Here is an 18,466-nt window from a genome sequence, read left to right on the forward strand (position 1 = left end):
GAATACATTCCCTTTTTCCAATTTGAAAAACTTCCTTGTACACAGTCAATAAAAATTAGATAATGTTCTAAATTTGCGGCAAAGCATCATAGATGAGATTTAAATTAGTTATTATCCTCACAGTTTTTTGCATCATTTCCTGCCAAAAACAAAAAGACCACACGACGCCACTTCTAAACTATTTACCTGAAAATGCCTCGGTAATACTGAAAATCAATAATTTAACTAATCTAAAAAGTGAACTTAAAAACAATGAGTTTATAAAACCCTTGTCGGATGTCACTAATTATGACCACGTCCTTGGTAGGATTAATGCCCTTGAATATGTTCAAAGCGACACCACAGGTATCCTTGCCTTTATGGAAATTGATTCTCTGAAATCAGAATTTTTTTATGTTTCAGATAAACCCATGACTTTTGTAAATCCTGAAAAGGACACCAGTCCCACTATAGAACCTGTCACTTTTGAAGGAAGAACCTATAACAGATACGAAATAAATCAAAGTACTTTCTTTAGTATTGAACTCGACCATCAAATCATCCTGGGATCGTCACTTAACTCAATGGATGAAATCATAAGAAAGTCCGGAAATGTTGAAGTTGATCCTACACTTAAAGCATTGCTTGAAACTTCGAACAGCGAGAAATCTGCTTCTATATATATTAAATTGGATCAAAGTAAATGGTTGGACGATTATGTGCTAAACACGGAATCTGAAGCCCGATTTTCATCCTTTGCCGATTGGGTAACTTTCGATATAGAACCAGCTCAAGACCACCTGCAGTTGAATGGTATAACTGTTGCAAATGATTCAACTAAAAAATTCCTTAACCTATTCAGGAACACAAAACCCCTTGTTAGCGCCTTAAGCAAGAAAATACCTGCGAAAGCCGATGCCTTTCTTTCCTTTGCTTTTGACAATGAGGAAGTCTTTGCTGAGAATCAGCAGCACTATTTAGAATCAACATTTAAGAGAGATAGTGTATTTAATACCGTTGAAGAAATTGGACTTGTTTTTGTTGAAGACAAGAAAATAGTTATGTTAAGCACATATGGTGCAGAAAATATCACGCAATTCTTAGAAACGAAAAGCAGTACTCGTGCTGTTTATCAGGGTCATGAAACCATTGAACTTCTAAACGACCAATTTCTTCTCGATTACTTTAAACCATTAATAGAGGAGTTTAAAGCCAAATATTACACCATTCTTGAAAACACCTTTGTTTTTACAGAAGATCTTGAAGTCCTCAGAGGAATAATTGGGGATAACAATAGTGGTTCTACTTTTGATAAAAGTATGCTAAATGAAACTGCTCAAAAAGTTCTGGCAGATGAATCGAGTATTATTTTCATTGCTAATTCCAAGGGAATGGAAGATATCCTGAAAGTGAATTGCACCAAGGAACTCCTAACCGATTTTAAGAAAACACCAGCTTCCGATTATATTTTTGCCGGACAAATTGTTGCCGATGCAAAATTTTTTCATTCTAACCTGATTATTCAAAAAAAGCATAAAGAAAAAGAACGGAATACCATTTCTCCCTTATTCCGTGTTGAATTGGACAACGATTTAGCCACGAACCCTCAATTCGTCAAAAATCACAGGACCAACAAAAAAGAAATTGTGGTACAGGATCAGGAGAACAATCTGTATCTCATCTCTACCAAGGGTAAAATATTGTGGAAAAAGCAATTGAAAGGACGAGTACAGGGTAAGATAAGTCAGGTAGACCTCTATAAAAATGGTCGATTACAACTGGCCTTCACCACAGGAAATGAATTCCTGATTTTAGATAGAAATGGTAAAGAAGTCAAACCCTTTACAATGGATTTTCCAGGTGGCAATTTAAACGAACTGGCAGTATTTGACTATGAGAACAAAAGAAATTACCGCTTTGTAGTCACCCAGGGATCAAAAGTCTATATGTATAATTCAAAAGGTAAAATCGTCAGGGGATTTAAATATACAGATACGGGCAGTGCCGTATTATCAGCTCCCAAGCACATACGAATCGGGAATAAGGACTACCTAATTTTTATGCTGGAAAATGGAGATCTTAAAATCTTAAATCGGGTAGGCAATACAAGGGTTAGGGTAGCAGAGAAAATAGATTTTTCGAGCAATCAAACCTATCTGTATAAGAATAATTTTATTGTCACCGATAAAAAAGGAACCCTCTTTTCTATTGATACGAAAGGAAAAATTACAAAGACAAAATTCAATTATTCTGAAGATCACGGGCTGGATGCCACAAGTAAAACATTGGTTACGAACAATGAAAATATACTGAGTATTAAAGGGAAAGATGTATCGCTGGATCTGGGTGTGTACACACATCCCGCCATATTTTATGTCCATGATAAAATTTATGTCAGTGTAACCGACATCCAAAGTCAAAAGGTGTATTTGTTTGACAGTAACGCCATACCCTTTAAAAATTTCCCAATATATGGTTATTCAATGATTGACCTTGATGATATTGATAATGATCGGAAAATAGAATTTGTTTGTAAGGACCAGGAAAATGTACTTGTCCTGTATAAAATTAACTAGGTCTATTTGAATGACCATCTGCACATTAAAGCTACCCATCCATACATAAATAATTAGAGGATATTCCTTTTTAGTTATTTTTACCAAAGCGCTAACAATTAGGTATTTGTAAGGTTTTTTTGATATAAAAAAGCCTTGAATAATGCTATACTTATTGCTTATTATTTTGTACTTTAAAAGGCACTTAACACCACAATGATCATGAAAACACTCACCCGGCTTTTCCGTCTTATCCTTCCATTGATAGTATTCCTGTGTATACCGCCCGATACGAGTGCGCAGTTATTAAAAAAATTAGGAAAGGCAGCTGAACGAGCTGCGGAACGCACAATTGAAAGAAGGGTGGAAAATGAAACCGCGGAAAAAACAGACGCTGTATTAGATAGCATCTTAGAACCCGGATCTAAAGGGAAACAAGGTAAAGCTCCGACCAATCAGGACGGTATGCCAATTCCACAAGGACAAACTCCCAATGATGGCGGGGGTGGAGAAAATAATCCATCTGCCACAGGAGCAAGTGGACCTAAAACCATACAGGTCTATAGCAAGTTCGATTATGTCCCCGGAGACAAATTATTGTTCTTCGACGATTTTTCAAATGACTTTATAGGTGATTTCCCTTCCAAATGGAATACCAATGGAGGTGGTGAGTTAGTAACTTTTGATGATTCACCTGAAAAATGGATAGAACTGATATCAGGATATGGTGTATATTTTATTCCCGATGTGCCAAAATTACCTGAAGAATACACCATAGAATTTGATGTGATGGCCATTGGTTTAGATAGAAAGACTTCTTCAACCGCCAAGTTAAGAATAGACTTAAGCGATGATGATAAATTCAAGGAAGGCAACAATTTTGTGCAGGCACTTCTTCCATTTTGCCAATATTCCGCCATTGGAATAACGATGGAAAGTCGCATTAATGGTAAAAGGGAAATCTATAGTACGGTAAATGCCGACCTAAGGGAAGAGGTATTGAACAAACCACATATTTCTATTGCCGTTAACAAGCAACGATTTAGACTATGGGTGAACGAAGAAAAACATATTGACATTCCAAGGATTGTGCCGCAGGGCGGGGTCTCGAATACACTGAAATTTCATTTGAACAATTTTAAAGATGGTAAAGAACGGTTGTTCATCACAAATCTAAAAGTGGCTGAAGGAGGCCTGGATTTAAGGAGAACATTAATTTCTGAGGGAAAAGTATCTACAAATGGTATCTTATTCGATTCTGGCTCAGCGAATATACAACCTCAATCTATGGGGATTATCCGCCAGATCTCTCAGGTATTGCTGCAGGAAAAAGATATGAATTTAAATATTATTGGCCATACGGATTCTGATGGGGACGACACTGCCAACATGAAATTATCTGAAGCCAGGTCCGAGGCGGTAAAAAGCGCATTGGTCAATGTATACAATATTGATTCGGGGAGACTAACAACAGCCGGAAAAGGAGAATCTGAACCGGTTGGTGATAACGGCACGCTTGATGGAAAAGCACAAAACAGAAGAGTTGAATTTATAAAAATCTAAATAATGAAATTGAAACTTTTATTTATCGGAATGGTCCTCTTGTATGCATTTTCGGCAGCCGGCCAAAATTGCAGCAAATATTACCCGATGGAAGAGGGTACCAGTATGGAATACACCTCTTATAATGGTAAAGGCAAAATCCAGGGAACAATTAGTTACACAGTTACCAATGTTGTGGATACGGGTGGTACTACTTCAGCCACTATGGCTATGAATTATAAAGATGCTAAAGGCAAAGAAGCTTTTAGTTCGGAATTCACTTATTCCTGTACCGGGAATACTGTAACGATTGACTATCAATCCCTAATGTCCAATCAAATGCTTCAGCAATTTGGAGATATGGAAATGGAACTATCCGGAACGGATATCGAGTTGCCGAATGATCTTGCAGTCGGACAGGAATTACCGGATGCCAATATGTCCATGAAAATGAGCATGAGCGGTATGAATATGACTTCAACAATGAATATGACCAACAGAAAAGTGGAAAAACAAGAAACCATTACCACACCTGCAGGCACTTTTGATTGCTTTGTGATTTATAGCGAGAATCAGTCTAAAATGATGATGGCTAGTCAAAACTTTCCCAATCGTCTATGGCTGGCCGAAGGTGTTGGTATGGTAAAACAGGATAGTTTTAATAAAAGTGGGAAACTCATGTCCAGTACAGTACTCACTGCCCGAAGTAATTAAAACAGTATGAATCTTTAGTTTTTATACCTCAGTTCTATCTTTGATAATTTGGGCATGGAATAATTCTGCGAAATGTTTTAAAAGTTTTTGCTTAACCTCACCCATTGGAACTTCTTTTTGACCAAGTTCTACATTCAGTGAAGTCACGGCCTTTCCTTTGATCCCACAAGGAATCATCAGATCAAAATAGCCCAAATCTGCATTCACATTCAGGGCAAAACCATGCATGGTCACCCATCGGCTGGCTCTGACCCCCATAGCGCATACTTTCCGTGCAAAAGGTGTACCTGCATCAAGCCATACCCCGGTTTCCCCATCGGAACGCTCCCCTTTTAATCCGTATTCCGCCAGAGTTAAGATGACCATTTCCTCAAGGAAACGCAAGTATTTATGAATGTCGGTAAAGAAATTATCCAGATCCAGGATAGGATAACCTACTATCTGGCCTGGGCCATGGTAGGTAATATCACCTCCGCGGTTGATCTTGTAGAATTTTGCATCCTTTTCGGCTAAGGTTTCTTCGTTGACCAATAGATTCTGAATATCACCACTTTTACCTAATGTAAAAACGTGAGGATGCTCAACAAATAATAAAAAATTGGGGGTTGCTAATTGGGTATTTTCCCTTCGGTTCTTTATTTTAAGATCCACCGTTTGCTGAAACAAGAGTTCCTGGTAGTCCCAGGTTTCTTTGTAATCCTTTAAGCCTAAATCCTGAATAGCGACTTTCTTATTCATCAAATGCAAAGATACAACCTTCAGCTCGGATTATTGAGGATCACAAGGGCTGCTATTACTCCGGGAACCCATCCGCAAAAGGTTAGTAGCAATACAATTAAAAAAGAACCGCAACCTTTCCCAATGACGGCAAGGGGTGGGAACAATATGGCCAATAAGACGCGTATTAAACTCATATGATTTGGAATTTGATTGATGATTTGTCCTGGTAAAGGACAACTGTACTTATATGTCGCAAATTTAGCTGCTTTGTTACAGCATAGGGCGTTAAATAATTATTGTATAAAATAGGCCCTGCAATCGCAGGGCCTATGAAAAAAACTAAACAACTTTTAATACTGCTACTATTAAATTATTTTGAATTTTTATCGGATACAGGCATTTCACAGATTCCCTTCAGGGTGTCCTCAATGTCGCCAGGAGTACTCATGATTTTCATAAATGTACCCATGGTCAAATCTGGCCAATGTAATGCAATTCTATATTTTCCATGCAACATTGTTGCCTCTTTACCCTGCAGAATAATTTCATAGGGCATAGCTGCTGCATGATCCATTCCTATTTTAGGTAAAAAATGGGATTCGCCATCTTCTTTACTCTTTAAACCGACACCAAATACGGCAACTTTTTCATCACTATAAATAATCTTATAGACTTGCACTGTTTCTCCTTTATTGGCTTTTAGATTGGATTCAATTACCCTGAGACCTTCTTCAAATGAAGCATATTCATTTAGTTCAACAGGATCGGTGAAATAGGGCATCATTATTTTATAATGATATTTTTTTAGTTTATCAGCCTCTACAGTTCCTCCAAAAGGAACAAAATCAGTACCAATAGCGGAAAATGTTGTTTTTAAATCGCTGCTGAATTTATCAAAAGCAGTTTGGTGCGTGCTATAATCTCCTCTTAGATAAGCTCTTAAGATATAATCAGGATTGGTATAGGAAATAGTAACCTTACCATTTTTCTGTACTAAACCTACCTTAAATGCCGCTGCAAGAGCACCTCTATCAGCAACTTTGATAACCGTATTTTTTAAATCACTACGGGTAAAAACAATCACTTTTAAAGAACTCCGATTCGCAGGATGGTAACTTCCCAATACCTGAAATGAATTTTCTTTTAGAACGCTGATAATTTTTTCAGAAGATTGTTCAATAGATTCGTCTGTCTCAACAATTTTGATATACGGGGCCAAATCCTGGCCAGAAGAGCTAAAACTAAAACCTAAAACAGCAATAACACTTATAATAAAACTTTTCATTTTGTAGATGGATTTAATATTATATTAAACATTTTGAATCAACTAATTTTAGATGGTTACGATGTAATAGAAATTATAAAATATTAGCATCCTTGCCATGACCAAAATAACCGATCAAAATAAAGGCTGAATCAGACGTAATTCTATGATATTTATCATGATTTCATATTAGTTTAATATGAGAAACCTATTTCATAATAGTATGAAAACATGGGATTGATAGATTAGTGCATTGTACCTATATTTGCAGCTTTAACAACCAGCTTATGCAACTTTCTGAGCAAGAAATCGTACGAAGAGAAAAACTGAATAAGCTTCGGGAAATGGGGATTAACCCATATCCGGCAGCGCTTTATCCTGTAAATGCTACTTCTATGAGCATTTCCAACAACTACGCAGAGGGAAAAAAGGTGATCATTGCCGGAAGGTTAATGTCTCGAAGAATCCAGGGGAAAGCCTCCTTTGCAGAATTGCAGGATAGTGAAGGCCGTATTCAGGTTTATTTTAACCGGGATGAAATTTGTCCTGGTGAGGATAAGGTAAAATACAATGAGGTTTATAAAAAACTCCTTGATATTGGTGATATCATTGGAATAAAAGGCGAACTCTTTACCACACAGGTTGGAGAAAAAACGGTCATGGTCAAAGATTTTACCATCCTGAGCAAAGCTCTAAGACCTTTACCTCTGCCTAAAAAAGATGCTGAAGGCAATGTTTATGATGAGTTTAATGATCCTGAACAGCGCTATCGTCAACGCTATGTGGACCTTGCCGTCAATCCTTCCGTTAAGGATACGTTTATAAAGCGAACTAAAATAACCAATAGCATACGCGAATTTTTAAATGACAAAGGGTATTTGGAAGTTGAAACTCCTATTTTACAGCCTATCCCGGGCGGAGCGGCCGCAAGGCCGTTTATCACACATCACAATGCTTTAGACATCCCTTTATACTTAAGAATTGCCAATGAACTTTATCTCAAGCGATTAATTGTAGGGGGATTCGATGGGGTATATGAGTTTTCCAAGGATTTTAGAAATGAAGGAATGGATAGGACCCATAATCCGGAATTTACCATCATGGAGCTCTATGTGGCCTACAAGGACTACAATTGGATGATGGACCTAACGGAAAAGTTGCTGGAGAAAGTAGCCATAGATGCCAATGGTTCGACAAAGACTAGAATGGGTGATAAAGAAATCGATTTTAAAGCCCCCTATCCGCGTATTCCAATCCTTGATGCCATTAAAGAACATACTGGTTATGAAGTGTCCGGGATGGATGAAAAGTCACTTCGCGAAGTGGCTGTAAAACTTGACATCGAAGTGGATGAAAGTATGGGAATTGGCAAACTCATTGATGAGATTTTTGGTGAAAAATGCGAACACCACTATATTCAACCTACCTTCATAATAGACTACCCAAAGGAAATGAGTCCGCTTACAAAAGAGCATAGGTCCAATCCTGACTTAACCGAACGGTTTGAACTCATGATTAACGGCAAAGAAATTGCCAATGCCTACTCAGAACTAAACGATCCAATAGATCAACGTGAACGCTTTGAAGAACAGTTAAAACTGTCGGAAAAAGGAGATGATGAAGCCATGTTTATCGATCAGGATTTTGTGAGGGCCCTGGAATACGGAATGCCCCCCACATCAGGGATTGGCATTGGTATAGACCGTCTTGTAATGCTGTTAACAAACAATGCCTCTATCCAGGAAGTTTTGTTTTTTCCTCAAATGCGACCCGAAAAAAAGCCCCTGGAGCTAAATGAAAATGAAAAAACGATTTTTAACATCTTAAAAACCAATAAATCCATGGTTTTGGCTGATTTAAAAGAAGCTGCCGGATTGAGTAATAAAGCGTGGGATAAAGGTCTTAAAGGTTTGAACAAATTAGGGGTGACTAAAGTAGTTAAAGAAGGAGACACCCTTTTTTGCAGTTTAATTGAGTGATGGCATCATCTTCCTTTGCTTATATAATTCATTATCAATATATTACGCCTTATGCATTTCATCGAATGAGTGTTAAAATTTAAAATAAACACTTAGGCATTCCCGTTTTATTAGTAGAACCCCAAATCTGTACTAATGAAGAAATTCTACTTCCTGCTTATTTTGGTGGCTTTATACACCTCCTGCTCTAAAGACGAATCTCCTGCTGATCCCAATCCGGACTCATCATTGGTGGCCTGTTTTGAATTGAGTAAAGAGATCCTTATGGTTGGTGAAAACCTGCAAATAAACGATTGCTCGGTTGGAGCCAGTTCATATTCCTATAATCTTGGTAATGGGGAAACAAGAACGGAAAAAAACCCCACTGTGGTATATGGAAAAGCTGGTGACTATACGATCGCCCTAACAGTTTCCAATACAGCTATGGAGACAAAGACATTTTCACAACAAGTCCTGGTGAATGATGCCGTGGTAGAGGACTTCTTTATTTTCCCCGAAGTAGCCAACGGATTTAACGGAATTCCTTTGGAAACAGGAATTAACCCGGAGAATGGATCTATCTACTATATAAAACTTTTGGAAGATCTTGAAGGTACCGGTGGAGAGAAATTCTATTATACAGAATTAGATGAAGATTATATGCAATCCTCGAATTATATTGCAGATAAACCTTATAATTCAAATAGTGCTTTTATAAATTTTTATCCCAGTGGAAAAATGAATTTTGTATTTTCAAGAACCCTGGACGGTCTCTATGGAACGCAGGAGGTAAATTATAACAATTCCTGGAGTTTTCTGAATGGGATAAATTCATCCACCAAACTCAGCTATGGGTACCTCGAAGATGGTGCTAATTACCTGTATTTTGGAACAGAAGAAAATGGCGGAATTTACCAGACGGCAATTGAGACTAGAAATTCTACAGGCGATGCATTCGCAGTTGCTCTGAATTCGTTTGGAGATTCAGATTCCATGATTGGTGATATGATAAAATCAGGTGGTGGATATATCGCCTTTGGAGCGGTTTTTAGTAAAAATGATACCAATCCTAAAATAACGGATTATAAACCCTTACTTGTCTTTTTCGATTCCGCTCTGAATGTCACTTCGCATGTAATTTATGAAGACTCTGTCTTAGATACCAAGATCAGTTCTGCTAACGATCTCAATGGAAGTTACCATCTGGAAGAGCTTTCAAACGGTAACATTGCTATGTACGCCAATGGCGAACTCATATTGGCAGATGCCTCAGGCACAAAGGTGCTATCATCTTATTTTGAAGGAACAAAGAATAATCAGGCTATGATTTCCCTGGGAGATTCCTTTATCCTGTCCAGTGATAAAAATTTAAGAAAGTTTGACAATAACGGAAATCAGATTAAAGAGTTCTACTATCCGGGAAAATATTTACCTGAAATACTCAAGGTTAACGGGGATCTATTTTTTGTAGCCGGTTATGAAACGGAAGGGGAAGTAAAATTACTCTATGGCCAAACGGATACAAACCTCAACCCGATTAATTTAAATGACTAAAATTCTAGGGCATATTGAAGGTGACAGTGAAGCTTAGCCATGGCTTTTATTTTTTAAACTAAAGTAAAAGATATAGATTAGAGCCTAAAATAAACCAAATGGGCCTAAACAAGAAAATCGGACTTCTAGCCGGTCCCCTACTTTTCTTCATTATTACTTATTTACCTGCACTTATCCCCGAAAATGAAACTGCCAATAGCGTCATTGCGGTTGCAGTCTGGATGATCATTTGGTGGATTACTGAGGCCGTTTCTATTTCGGTAACAGCACTTCTGCCTCTTGCTCTATTCCCCATCATGAAAATAATGCCGATTGCAGATGTGGGCGCCAACTATGGTAGTCCAATAATTTTCCTGTTTTTTGGAGGTTTTGTATTGGCCTTGGCACTGGAAAAAGTTAACCTTCACAAACGTATTGCTCTCAATATCATTAAAATAACAGGCACTACTCCCAATAAAGTAGTTCTGGGATTCATGATTGCAACGGCTTCGTTGAGCATGTGGATAAGCAATACAGCAAGCACCGTAGTGATGCTTCCAATAGCCATGTCTGTAATTGGATTGCTCATTAACGATGAAGATGGATTTACAAAAAATGATCAGAATTTTGCCCTCAGCGTAATGCTGGGGATAGCTTTCTCTGCCAATGCCGGCGGTATTGCTACGGTCATTGGTACGCCTCCCAACTCAGTTATGATAGGTTTATTGGAAAATGAATATAACATTGAGATCTCATTTTTAAAATGGATGACCTTAGGTCTTCCTTTCTCTATGATTCTGCTAGGTATATCTTACCTGGTGCTTGTAAAATGGATGTATCCAAATAAACAGTTGAAGTTCAAGGCTTCCAAGGAAGTAATCAACACTGAACTACATAAACTGGGGCCAACTTCAGGTAAGGAAAAAATGGTTTTGGTCATTTTCGGGATTACGGTATTTCTATGGATATTCCGAACGCTTATCAATAAATTTATTCCCGGCCTTAAGCTTTCAGATACTATTATAAGTATGATTGCTGCAATTTCTCTTTTTGCGATACCTTATAATATAAAGAAAGGTGATTTTATCATCAAGTGGAATGACACTCATAAATTGGCCTGGGGGATTCTAATTCTTTTTGGTGGCGGACTTGCCCTTGCAAAAGGGATGTCTGTGAGCGGCATCGTTGATGTCGTCTCCAATGCAATTGCTACAAGTGAGATAGGTATATTATTTACAGCTTCTCTTCTTATACTACTAATGCTATTTATGACAGAATTAATGAGTAATGTTGCCCTGGTTGCCGTTTTAGCTCCCGTAGTTGCCGGAATTGCCATAGGTCTTGATATCCCCATAGTCTATTTGTTAATCCCTGTAACTATTGCCAGCAGCTGCGCATTTATGCTGCCCATGGCTACACCGCCCAATGCCATAGTTTTTGCCAGCGGTTATATAAAGGTTCACCAAATGGCCAAAGTTGGAATAATTTTGAATCTGATCGCTGTTGGTTTATTGATTGTAGTTTTTCAATATGTTATCCCTCTTTTATTTTAAAAAAAAAAGCCCCGATACAATGATCGGGGCTTTGACTCTTAAAGGTTAATAATTTCTACAAAGTGTTATTGTCAATTGATACCTCTGTTGCATACGGATCAAAGTCCGCTGGTAAATATTCCTCTGTTTCTATTTCCAATTGTATTTCGTCATTTGGATCAATGTAACTCACATCTCTAAAATCAGACGGATTTGCATAGACATCAAAATTTGCTGGTAAATTCTTTTCAGTTTCAATATCCACTTCCAAGACTTCTACATAAGCAATTGAATCCAGATTTACATAATATGAATAAGGATCAAAATCTTCCGGAAGGTACTCCGAAGTATTAAATCCAAGATCAAAATTTTCTTCTTCTATATATTCAATGCTATTTAGGTCAAATTGATTTTCATCACAATTTGGATTCTGAGCATTTAAGCCAGTGATAGCTACCGCTACCAGAAAGCTACTTACTATTGTTTTTAAATTTTTCATAACGCTAAAGGTTAAATATTTATGTAAAAATACAACATGAAAATATGCTTATTATTGCTCTTCAGATACTATTAACAATTGCCCAAATTCAGTTGAAAAATGATTCTCTCAGTTACTATAGACAAAACTTATGGATTTTACATAAAATCTTGATAATATCTATCAATACCTAGGTGTCTATACCTTCTTATTGACAATTTGAAAATCGATTTTTTTAGGTTAAATTTTTGTTAATTAAACTTTGAACTGACTTATTAGGCGGTAAAAATACTTTTGTATTAAAAAAGCCTTTGCGGAGCAAAGGCTTTATGGTGACTAACCCAATAAATCGATAGAAATAAGATCTCCTATCTGTTTATTACTTTTATAGAGGATTAAATCCAGCAGGCAAATAATCCTCTGTATTGAAATCAAAATCCAATTCTTCTTCCTCTTCAATATACTCCACAGAATCCAGATCAAGGTAGAATTCATATGGATCAAATCCTTCAGGTAAATACGCTGCGGTATCAAACCCAAGGTCAACTACTTCTTCTTCCATATAATTAATCCCTTCTATACCTTTGGGGTCCGCATAGGCATTAAAATCTTCCGGTAAATAAGCTGCCGTATCGAAACCTAAATCTGTGTTTTCATCATCAATGTATGCAATGGAATTTATGTCAAAATAAATAGTATAAGGATCAAAACCTTCAGGTAAATAATCCGCTGTATCAAATCCTAAATCAAGAGAAGTGTCTTCTTCAAGATATGCGATTTCAGATACTTTAATTTCCTCCGGAGCATTTTCCACGACTCTGCTAATAAGTTTAGGCGCTCTCCATATTGTTTTGTTTTCCATAGCCATTAGTTCATGGCCATTTTTCTCGGCTATACTTACATGAATACTATCCTCCGATGTGGAACAATTGGTAGTCATTGTATTTTCCTGCGGCGTGGTGGTTGTGCCCAGCATTACCAATCCACATGCTATTAATAATTTGTTCATTTTAATATCGTTTTTTGTTGATCGTTGTTTGTATATAAGACGGCAGAAAAATAAAATTGTTACACTATTAGTTTTTGTTTAACAGCTAAAACTATAATTGATCACCCCAAATAATAGGCTGCTTTAATGTGTTATATATCTGTATATCTGATAGTTATATTCATTAGTAGAATTAATAGAAAAAAATTATGCTTATGAATTAATTAACAATAGTTTCCATTAATTTTTCAGTTCTTTGATGAATTTTAATCAAAAAAATTACTATTTGATGGCAAAAAGATTTCTCCCCTTACTCCTATTGGCAGTTATTGCTCTGGGTAACCCAAACCAAACCGAGGCACAGGTTTTTAAAAAGAAAAAGGCCAAAAAGGAACAAACTGCAGATAAAAAAGATTCCAAAAAGGATAAAATACAACCTTATTCCAAAGTTGTTACAAAAGACGCGATTACAGATAAAGGACTGTTTAACGTGCACATTGTTGACGACAAACACCTATATGAAATTCCCGATTCACTTTTTAACAGGGAAATGTTGATGGTGAGCAGAATTTCCAAAACAGCCTCAGGAATTGGTTTTGGGGGTGGAAAAATTAATACTCAGGTATTGCGCTGGGAAAAGAAACCTAAAAAAGTTTTATTACGCGTAGTGAGTTATAATGTAGTTGCAAATGACTCGCTACCTGTACATGAAGCGGTGGTAAATTCTAATTTTGAACCCGTCTTATATGCCTTTGATATTAAGGCTTTCAAGAAAGATTCTCTAAATCCTGCAACCGTAATAGATGTCCAACAATTATTTATCAAGGATGTTAAGGCAATTGGCATGCCCGGATTTTACCGAAAGCGTTACAAGGTCACAAAATTGGACGAAAGCAGAAGTTATATTGAATCTATAAAAAGCTATCCTCTAAACCTAGAAGCGAGACATGTTAAAACCTATAGCGCTGCTAACCCACCTTCAAATGCCAGCCTGGGATCTATCTCTATAGAAATAAACAATTCTATGGTCCTTTTACCGAAAACACCAATGAAGAGGCGTTATTTTGATCAACGGGTTGGTTGGTTTTCCAGGGGTCAAACAGATTACGGACTGGATGCGCAGGAAAGTAAAACAATAAAATTTCTGGACAGGTGGCGCCTTGAAATTAAAGAAGAAGACATTGAAAAGTTCAAAAGAGGTGAATTAGTAGAACCCAAAAAACCTATCGTTTACTACGTAGACAGAGCTACTCCAACCAAATGGGTCCCATACATAAAAAAGGGGATTGAGGACTGGCAGGTTGCATTTGAAAGTGCAGGCTTCAAAAATGCTATTCTGGCAAAAGACCCTCCAACAGAAGAAGAAGATCCGGAATGGTCACCCGAAGATGTAAGATATTCAGTGGTCCGTTATCTGGCTTCTCCTATACCAAATGCCAATGGACCCCATGTTAGCGATCCCAGAAGCGGTGAGATTTTAGAATCAGATATTAACTGGTATCACAATGTCATGTCTCTCTTACGCAATTGGTTTTTTGTTCAAACGGCAGCGATAAATGATGATGCCCGGGGACTGGCTTTCAAGGATGAAGTAATGGGTCGTTTGATACGCTTTGTTTCTTCTCATGAGGTGGGCCATACTTTAGGCTTGCCACACAATATGGGAAGTAGTGTAGCGTACCCTGTAGATTCACTGCGTTCTGAGTCCTTCACAAGAAATAACGGAACAGCCCCTTCAATTATGGATTATGCCCGTTTTAACTATGTAGCACAACCGGGGGATGGAGATGTGGCACTTATGCCAAATATCGGGGTTTATGACAAATATGCCATTAATTGGGGTTACAGACCCATTTTAGACAAAACGGCTAAAGAAGAGAAAAAAACACTGGATAGCTGGATTCTCGAACACGCAGGGGACCCACTTTACCGTTTTGGGCATCAGCAGGTTGGTGATGTGGTAGATCCAAGTTCACAGACCGAAGATTTAGGAGATGACGCCATCAAGGCAGGTAAATACGGAATAGCAAATTTAAAAAGGATAGTACCGAACCTAACTAAATGGACGGAAGAAGATGGAAAGGATTACGAAGATCTTGAAAAACTATACGGACAAGTGGTTGGACAATTCAACAGATATATGGGACATGTCTCAAATAATATTGGAGGCGTTTATGAACATTATAAGACCTATGACCAGGAAGGTAAGATATATACTCCTGTACCCAAAGGACATCAAAAGAACTGTTTGCAATTTCTTCATGAGGAATTATTCAGAACTCCGGAATGGTTATTAGACGATGAATTATTCGGAAGAATAGAATACTCGGGATCTGTTGAAAGATTGAGGGCCTTGCAAGTACGAACTCTGAACAATGTCCTTAGTTTGGGAAAAATGGCTCGCCTCATTGAACAGGAAACACAATTGGGGAATAATGCATATTCTTTAAATGCTATGATGAAAGACTTGCGAAACGGCTTATGGTCCGAACTCAAAGGAGGCCTTAAAATTGATACCTATAGAAGAAATCTACAGAAAGCTCATATAGACCGATTGGCATATCTCATGACTGCTGAGAGCAAAGTAAAGAAAGCTAATCTGCGTGGATACCGAAAAGGTACAGTCGTTAACACCAGTCAATCTGATATTCGTTCTGTTTCAAGGGCGGAATTAAATAGCCTTAAAAGAAGTATTCGCACTGCTATACCTAAAACTTCGGATATCATGAGTAAGTACCATTTACAGGATGTAGAAGAGCGCATAGATGAAATACTGAATCCCATACCAACACGCTAAATTGGATCGATGAAATACCTTATTTGACTAATTAAATGTAATTGATATTTAAAGAAGTTTATGCTAGAATATACGCTTACCACAAATAATGCGTTGTTTACCATAATAAAAGTGTCCTTTACAACAATATTTCTGCCTCAGTAAGTATTGGTTATAATTTAGTAATGAACAAAAACCCCGAAAAAATGAATAATAAAACTAAAAGTCTTCTTTATTTTATTTGTTTTGTATTCTCCGCGTTTACCTACCACGCTTTGGAAGATAATACAACCATTACAAAGTCATACACGGAGACAAAAGAGACAAAAGTTGAAAAAATATCTGATGACAAATTAAACCCGGAATCCACAAAAGAATCCGTTGCTTTGAACTAGTATATCAACCAAAATATTAATCCCAATTCAAAAGGGCTCGGTCTAAACCGGGCCCTTTTTCATTTTACAGGCCATGAATGGATGTCATTCCTGTCAATACCAATTGAATTATTGATTGCAGTGTTAATTTTTTTATAATATCATAATTGCATTTAAACCTTATAGAAAATCTGTGATCTAAAGGGCATAACATAAAACATAAACACATGAAAAAAGTAATCGCAATTACCGTTTTATTAATTGGCCTGGTAGGTTATTCCCAAAGAGGTCACCAATTTGATAATGCTCATAGAAATATGAAAGAAATGACCTCTGAACAAATCGCAATCCTTAAGACAAAAAAGATGACATTGGCCCTGGATTTAAACAGTGAACAACAAAAGGAAATCCAAAAGATAAATTTTGAAAATGTTGAGGACCGCAAAGCCATGATGATGGAAAGGGATGCAAAAAGGATGGATGAAGAACATTCTAAACCAAGCGCTAAAGAACGTTTTGATTTTCAAAATGAACGATTAGACAAAATGATTGCCCAAAAAGCTAAGATGAAGCAAATCTTATCGGAAGATCAATTTGAAAAATGGGAGCGCATCCATCAACATCAAAGACATCATAGAAAAGATAGAAATAAAGAACACAGGGGCCAAAGGGGACACAGTAAATAACACATGAAAGAAAACGGAGTAATGATTTCAAAGGCAGTTATCATTACTCCGTAAATTTTAACTTTCTTTTCTTACTTCAAATCCGAAGCCGTATTCTGTAGCGCTTCAATTGTATAATCCAAATCCTCATATGTAATTGCATCATTTAAAAAATAGCTTTCAAAAGCACTTGGAGGTAAGTATATGCCTTGTTCCAACATGCCGTGAAAATATTTCCTGAAGAATTCATTATTACCCTTAGCAGAACTGGTAAAATCTATTACCGGGGTTTCAGTAAAATGAACAGATATCATGGAACCCATTCGATTAATTTGATTGGGAATTCCATGCTCCGATAGTACAGAGGAAAGTCCGTCATGCAGGTAAGATGTTTTTTTGGCAAGGCTTTCAAATATTTCAGGCTTGTTGTTTAATTCTGTAAGCATAGCAAGGCCTGCACTCATAGCCAGAGGATTACCACTGAGAGTTCCTGCCTGATATACAGGACCTTCGGGAGCCAAATGTGCCATTATTTCATCCCTGGATGCGAAGGCACCTACAGGTAGCCCCCCGCCAATAACCTTCCCAAAAGTTACAATGTCCGCGTCTATTCCCAAGGTTTCTTGCGCTCCTCCTCTGCTTAACCGGAAACCGGTCATTACTTCATCAAATACCAACAATATATTTTCTTCAGTACAAATCTTTCTCAGACCCTTTATAAAAGAATCTGAAGGAATAATACATCCCATATTCCCGGCTACAGGTTCTATAATTACGGCAGCAATTTCGCCTTTATTCGCTGCTATCAGGGTCATTACGCTTTCGAGGTCATTATATTCCGCTAAAAGGGTATCTTTTGCTGTACCTTGAGTTACACCGGGGCTATTTGGACTTCCAAAGGTAACTGCGCCACTTCCGGCCTGAATTAAAAAAGAGTCTGAATGGCCGTGATAACATCCCGCAAACTTTATGATCTTGTCTTTACCCGTATACCCCCGTGCCAGGCGAATAGCACTCATACAAGCTTCTGTGCCACTATTTACAAATCTGATCTTATCAATATTAGGGACCATAGAAACCGCCAACTGGGCCAACTCTGTTTCTATTTCTGTGGGCATTCCAAATGAAGTGCCTAATTTGGCTTTCTTAATGACGGCATCAATGACCGGTTCATAGGCATGTCCTAAAATAAGTGGTCCCCAGGAAGAAATATAATCAATTAACCTGTTTCCATCCACATCATATAGATATGCGCCTTTAGCCTTTTCTACAAATATTGGATCGCCCCCAACTGACTTAAAAGCCCTTACCGGTGAGTTTACACCTCCGGGAATAAATTTTTTGGCCTCAGCAAATAAGGCGCTACTTCTTTTATAAATCATATTTGA

The 18,466-nt window shown here is 37.5% G+C and carries 15 protein-coding genes; 9 read left to right on the forward strand and 6 right to left on the reverse strand.

Translation table 11 applies throughout. The features are described 5' to 3' along the window. The first annotated feature begins 92 nt into the window (after positions 1-92). From Q0X77_RS10345 to Q0X77_RS10355, 3 genes are all read left to right on the forward strand, one after another. Positions 93-2,555: a ribonuclease HII gene (locus Q0X77_RS10345; RefSeq protein ID WP_297796935.1), complete on the forward strand. Its 2,463-nt coding sequence runs from the start codon at positions 93-95 to the stop codon at positions 2,553-2,555. Between the two features lie 201 nt (positions 2,556-2,756). After that, positions 2,757-4,097, forward strand: coding sequence for an OmpA family protein (locus tag Q0X77_RS10350; RefSeq protein ID WP_297796937.1), 1,341 nt, complete (start codon positions 2,757-2,759; stop codon positions 4,095-4,097). Positions 4,098-4,100: 3 nt separating this feature from the next. Continuing rightward, positions 4,101-4,790, forward strand: coding sequence for a hypothetical protein (locus Q0X77_RS10355; RefSeq protein ID WP_297796939.1), 690 nt, complete (start codon positions 4,101-4,103; stop codon positions 4,788-4,790). A 21-nt stretch (positions 4,791-4,811) separates the two neighbouring features. On the opposite strand, the gene lipB is transcribed toward Q0X77_RS10355, so the two are convergent. From lipB to Q0X77_RS10370, 3 genes are all read right to left on the reverse strand, one after another. Then, complete coding sequence (gene lipB / locus Q0X77_RS10360; RefSeq protein ID WP_297796941.1) at positions 4,812-5,528, reverse strand: lipoyl(octanoyl) transferase LipB; 717 nt, start codon at positions 5,526-5,528, stop codon at positions 4,812-4,814. A 20-nt stretch (positions 5,529-5,548) separates the two neighbouring features. Then, positions 5,549-5,704: a YqaE/Pmp3 family membrane protein gene (locus tag Q0X77_RS10365; RefSeq protein ID WP_297796943.1), complete on the reverse strand. Its 156-nt coding sequence runs from the start codon at positions 5,702-5,704 to the stop codon at positions 5,549-5,551. Positions 5,705-5,880: 176 nt separating this feature from the next. Further along, positions 5,881-6,795: a hypothetical protein gene (locus Q0X77_RS10370; RefSeq protein ID WP_297796945.1), complete on the reverse strand. Its 915-nt coding sequence runs from the start codon at positions 6,793-6,795 to the stop codon at positions 5,881-5,883. A 266-nt stretch (positions 6,796-7,061) separates the two neighbouring features. Between Q0X77_RS10370 and lysS the strand changes: the two genes are divergently transcribed. The 3 genes from lysS (at position 7,062) to Q0X77_RS10385 (ending at position 11,818) form a co-directional block, all read left to right on the forward strand. Continuing rightward, on the forward strand, positions 7,062-8,753 hold the full coding sequence (gene lysS, locus Q0X77_RS10375) for a lysine--tRNA ligase (protein ID WP_297796947.1): 1,692 nt from the start codon (positions 7,062-7,064) through the stop codon (positions 8,751-8,753). Positions 8,754-8,888: 135 nt separating this feature from the next. Further along, positions 8,889-10,286 (forward strand): PKD domain-containing protein, encoded by a 1,398-nt coding sequence (locus Q0X77_RS10380; protein ID WP_297796949.1) that lies wholly within the window; start codon positions 8,889-8,891, stop codon positions 10,284-10,286. 98 nt (positions 10,287-10,384) lie between these two features. Further along, positions 10,385-11,818, forward strand: a complete 1,434-nt coding sequence (locus Q0X77_RS10385; protein WP_297796952.1) for a DASS family sodium-coupled anion symporter — start codon at positions 10,385-10,387, stop codon at positions 11,816-11,818. A gap of 55 nt (positions 11,819-11,873) precedes the next feature. On the opposite strand, the gene Q0X77_RS10390 is transcribed toward Q0X77_RS10385, so the two are convergent. Then, entirely contained in the window at positions 11,874-12,296 is a 423-nt protein-coding gene (locus Q0X77_RS10390; RefSeq protein WP_297796955.1) for a hypothetical protein, read from the reverse strand. 364 nt (positions 12,297-12,660) lie between these two features. Continuing rightward, positions 12,661-13,284 carry a hypothetical protein gene (locus Q0X77_RS10395; protein WP_297796957.1) on the reverse strand — a complete coding sequence of 208 codons (624 nt, stop codon included), beginning with the start codon at positions 13,282-13,284 and terminating at the stop codon, positions 12,661-12,663. Between the two features lie 268 nt (positions 13,285-13,552). Between Q0X77_RS10395 and Q0X77_RS10400 the strand changes: the two genes are divergently transcribed. From Q0X77_RS10400 to Q0X77_RS10410, 3 genes are all read left to right on the forward strand, one after another. Next, on the forward strand, positions 13,553-16,060 hold the full coding sequence (locus Q0X77_RS10400) for a zinc-dependent metalloprotease (protein WP_297796959.1): 2,508 nt from the start codon (positions 13,553-13,555) through the stop codon (positions 16,058-16,060). Positions 16,061-16,245: 185 nt separating this feature from the next. After that, complete coding sequence (locus Q0X77_RS10405; RefSeq protein ID WP_297796960.1) at positions 16,246-16,434, forward strand: hypothetical protein; 189 nt, start codon at positions 16,246-16,248, stop codon at positions 16,432-16,434. 206 nt (positions 16,435-16,640) lie between these two features. Continuing rightward, a complete protein-coding gene (locus Q0X77_RS10410) occupies positions 16,641-17,099 on the forward strand; it encodes a hypothetical protein (RefSeq protein ID WP_297796962.1) in 459 nt (152 codons plus the stop codon). A 71-nt stretch (positions 17,100-17,170) separates the two neighbouring features. Here the strand turns inward: Q0X77_RS10410 and hemL are convergent, their stop codons facing one another. Continuing rightward, positions 17,171-18,460: a glutamate-1-semialdehyde 2,1-aminomutase gene (gene hemL, locus Q0X77_RS10415; protein WP_297796964.1), complete on the reverse strand. Its 1,290-nt coding sequence runs from the start codon at positions 18,458-18,460 to the stop codon at positions 17,171-17,173. Positions 18,461-18,466 lie beyond the last annotated feature (6 nt).

This window comes from uncultured Eudoraea sp., from assembly GCF_947258925.1.
Lineage (GTDB): Bacteria > Bacteroidota > Bacteroidia > Flavobacteriales > Flavobacteriaceae > Eudoraea.

Coding starts and splice junctions, on each gene's coding strand:
- Q0X77_RS10380 (WP_297796949.1), top strand. CDS start 8,889: ATGAAGAAATTCTACTTCCTGCTTATTTTGGTGGCTTTATACACCTCC.
- Q0X77_RS10365 (WP_297796943.1), bottom strand. CDS start 5,704: ATGAGTTTAATACGCGTCTTATTGGCCATATTGTTCCCACCCCTTGCC.
- hemL (WP_297796964.1), bottom strand. CDS start 18,460: ATGATTTATAAAAGAAGTAGCGCCTTATTTGCTGAGGCCAAAAAATTT.
- Q0X77_RS10350 (WP_297796937.1), top strand. CDS start 2,757: ATGAAAACACTCACCCGGCTTTTCCGTCTTATCCTTCCATTGATAGTA.
- Q0X77_RS10405 (WP_297796960.1), top strand. CDS start 16,246: ATGAATAATAAAACTAAAAGTCTTCTTTATTTTATTTGTTTTGTATTC.
- lipB (WP_297796941.1), bottom strand. CDS start 5,528: ATGAATAAGAAAGTCGCTATTCAGGATTTAGGCTTAAAGGATTACAAA.
- Q0X77_RS10355 (WP_297796939.1), top strand. CDS start 4,101: ATGAAATTGAAACTTTTATTTATCGGAATGGTCCTCTTGTATGCATTT.
- Q0X77_RS10385 (WP_297796952.1), top strand. CDS start 10,385: ATGGGCCTAAACAAGAAAATCGGACTTCTAGCCGGTCCCCTACTTTTC.
- Q0X77_RS10345 (WP_297796935.1), top strand. CDS start 93: ATGAGATTTAAATTAGTTATTATCCTCACAGTTTTTTGCATCATTTCC.
- Q0X77_RS10395 (WP_297796957.1), bottom strand. CDS start 13,284: ATGAACAAATTATTAATAGCATGTGGATTGGTAATGCTGGGCACAACC.
- Q0X77_RS10400 (WP_297796959.1), top strand. CDS start 13,553: ATGGCAAAAAGATTTCTCCCCTTACTCCTATTGGCAGTTATTGCTCTG.
- lysS (WP_297796947.1), top strand. CDS start 7,062: ATGCAACTTTCTGAGCAAGAAATCGTACGAAGAGAAAAACTGAATAAG.
- Q0X77_RS10410 (WP_297796962.1), top strand. CDS start 16,641: ATGAAAAAAGTAATCGCAATTACCGTTTTATTAATTGGCCTGGTAGGT.
- Q0X77_RS10370 (WP_297796945.1), bottom strand. CDS start 6,795: ATGAAAAGTTTTATTATAAGTGTTATTGCTGTTTTAGGTTTTAGTTTT.
- Q0X77_RS10390 (WP_297796955.1), bottom strand. CDS start 12,296: ATGAAAAATTTAAAAACAATAGTAAGTAGCTTTCTGGTAGCGGTAGCT.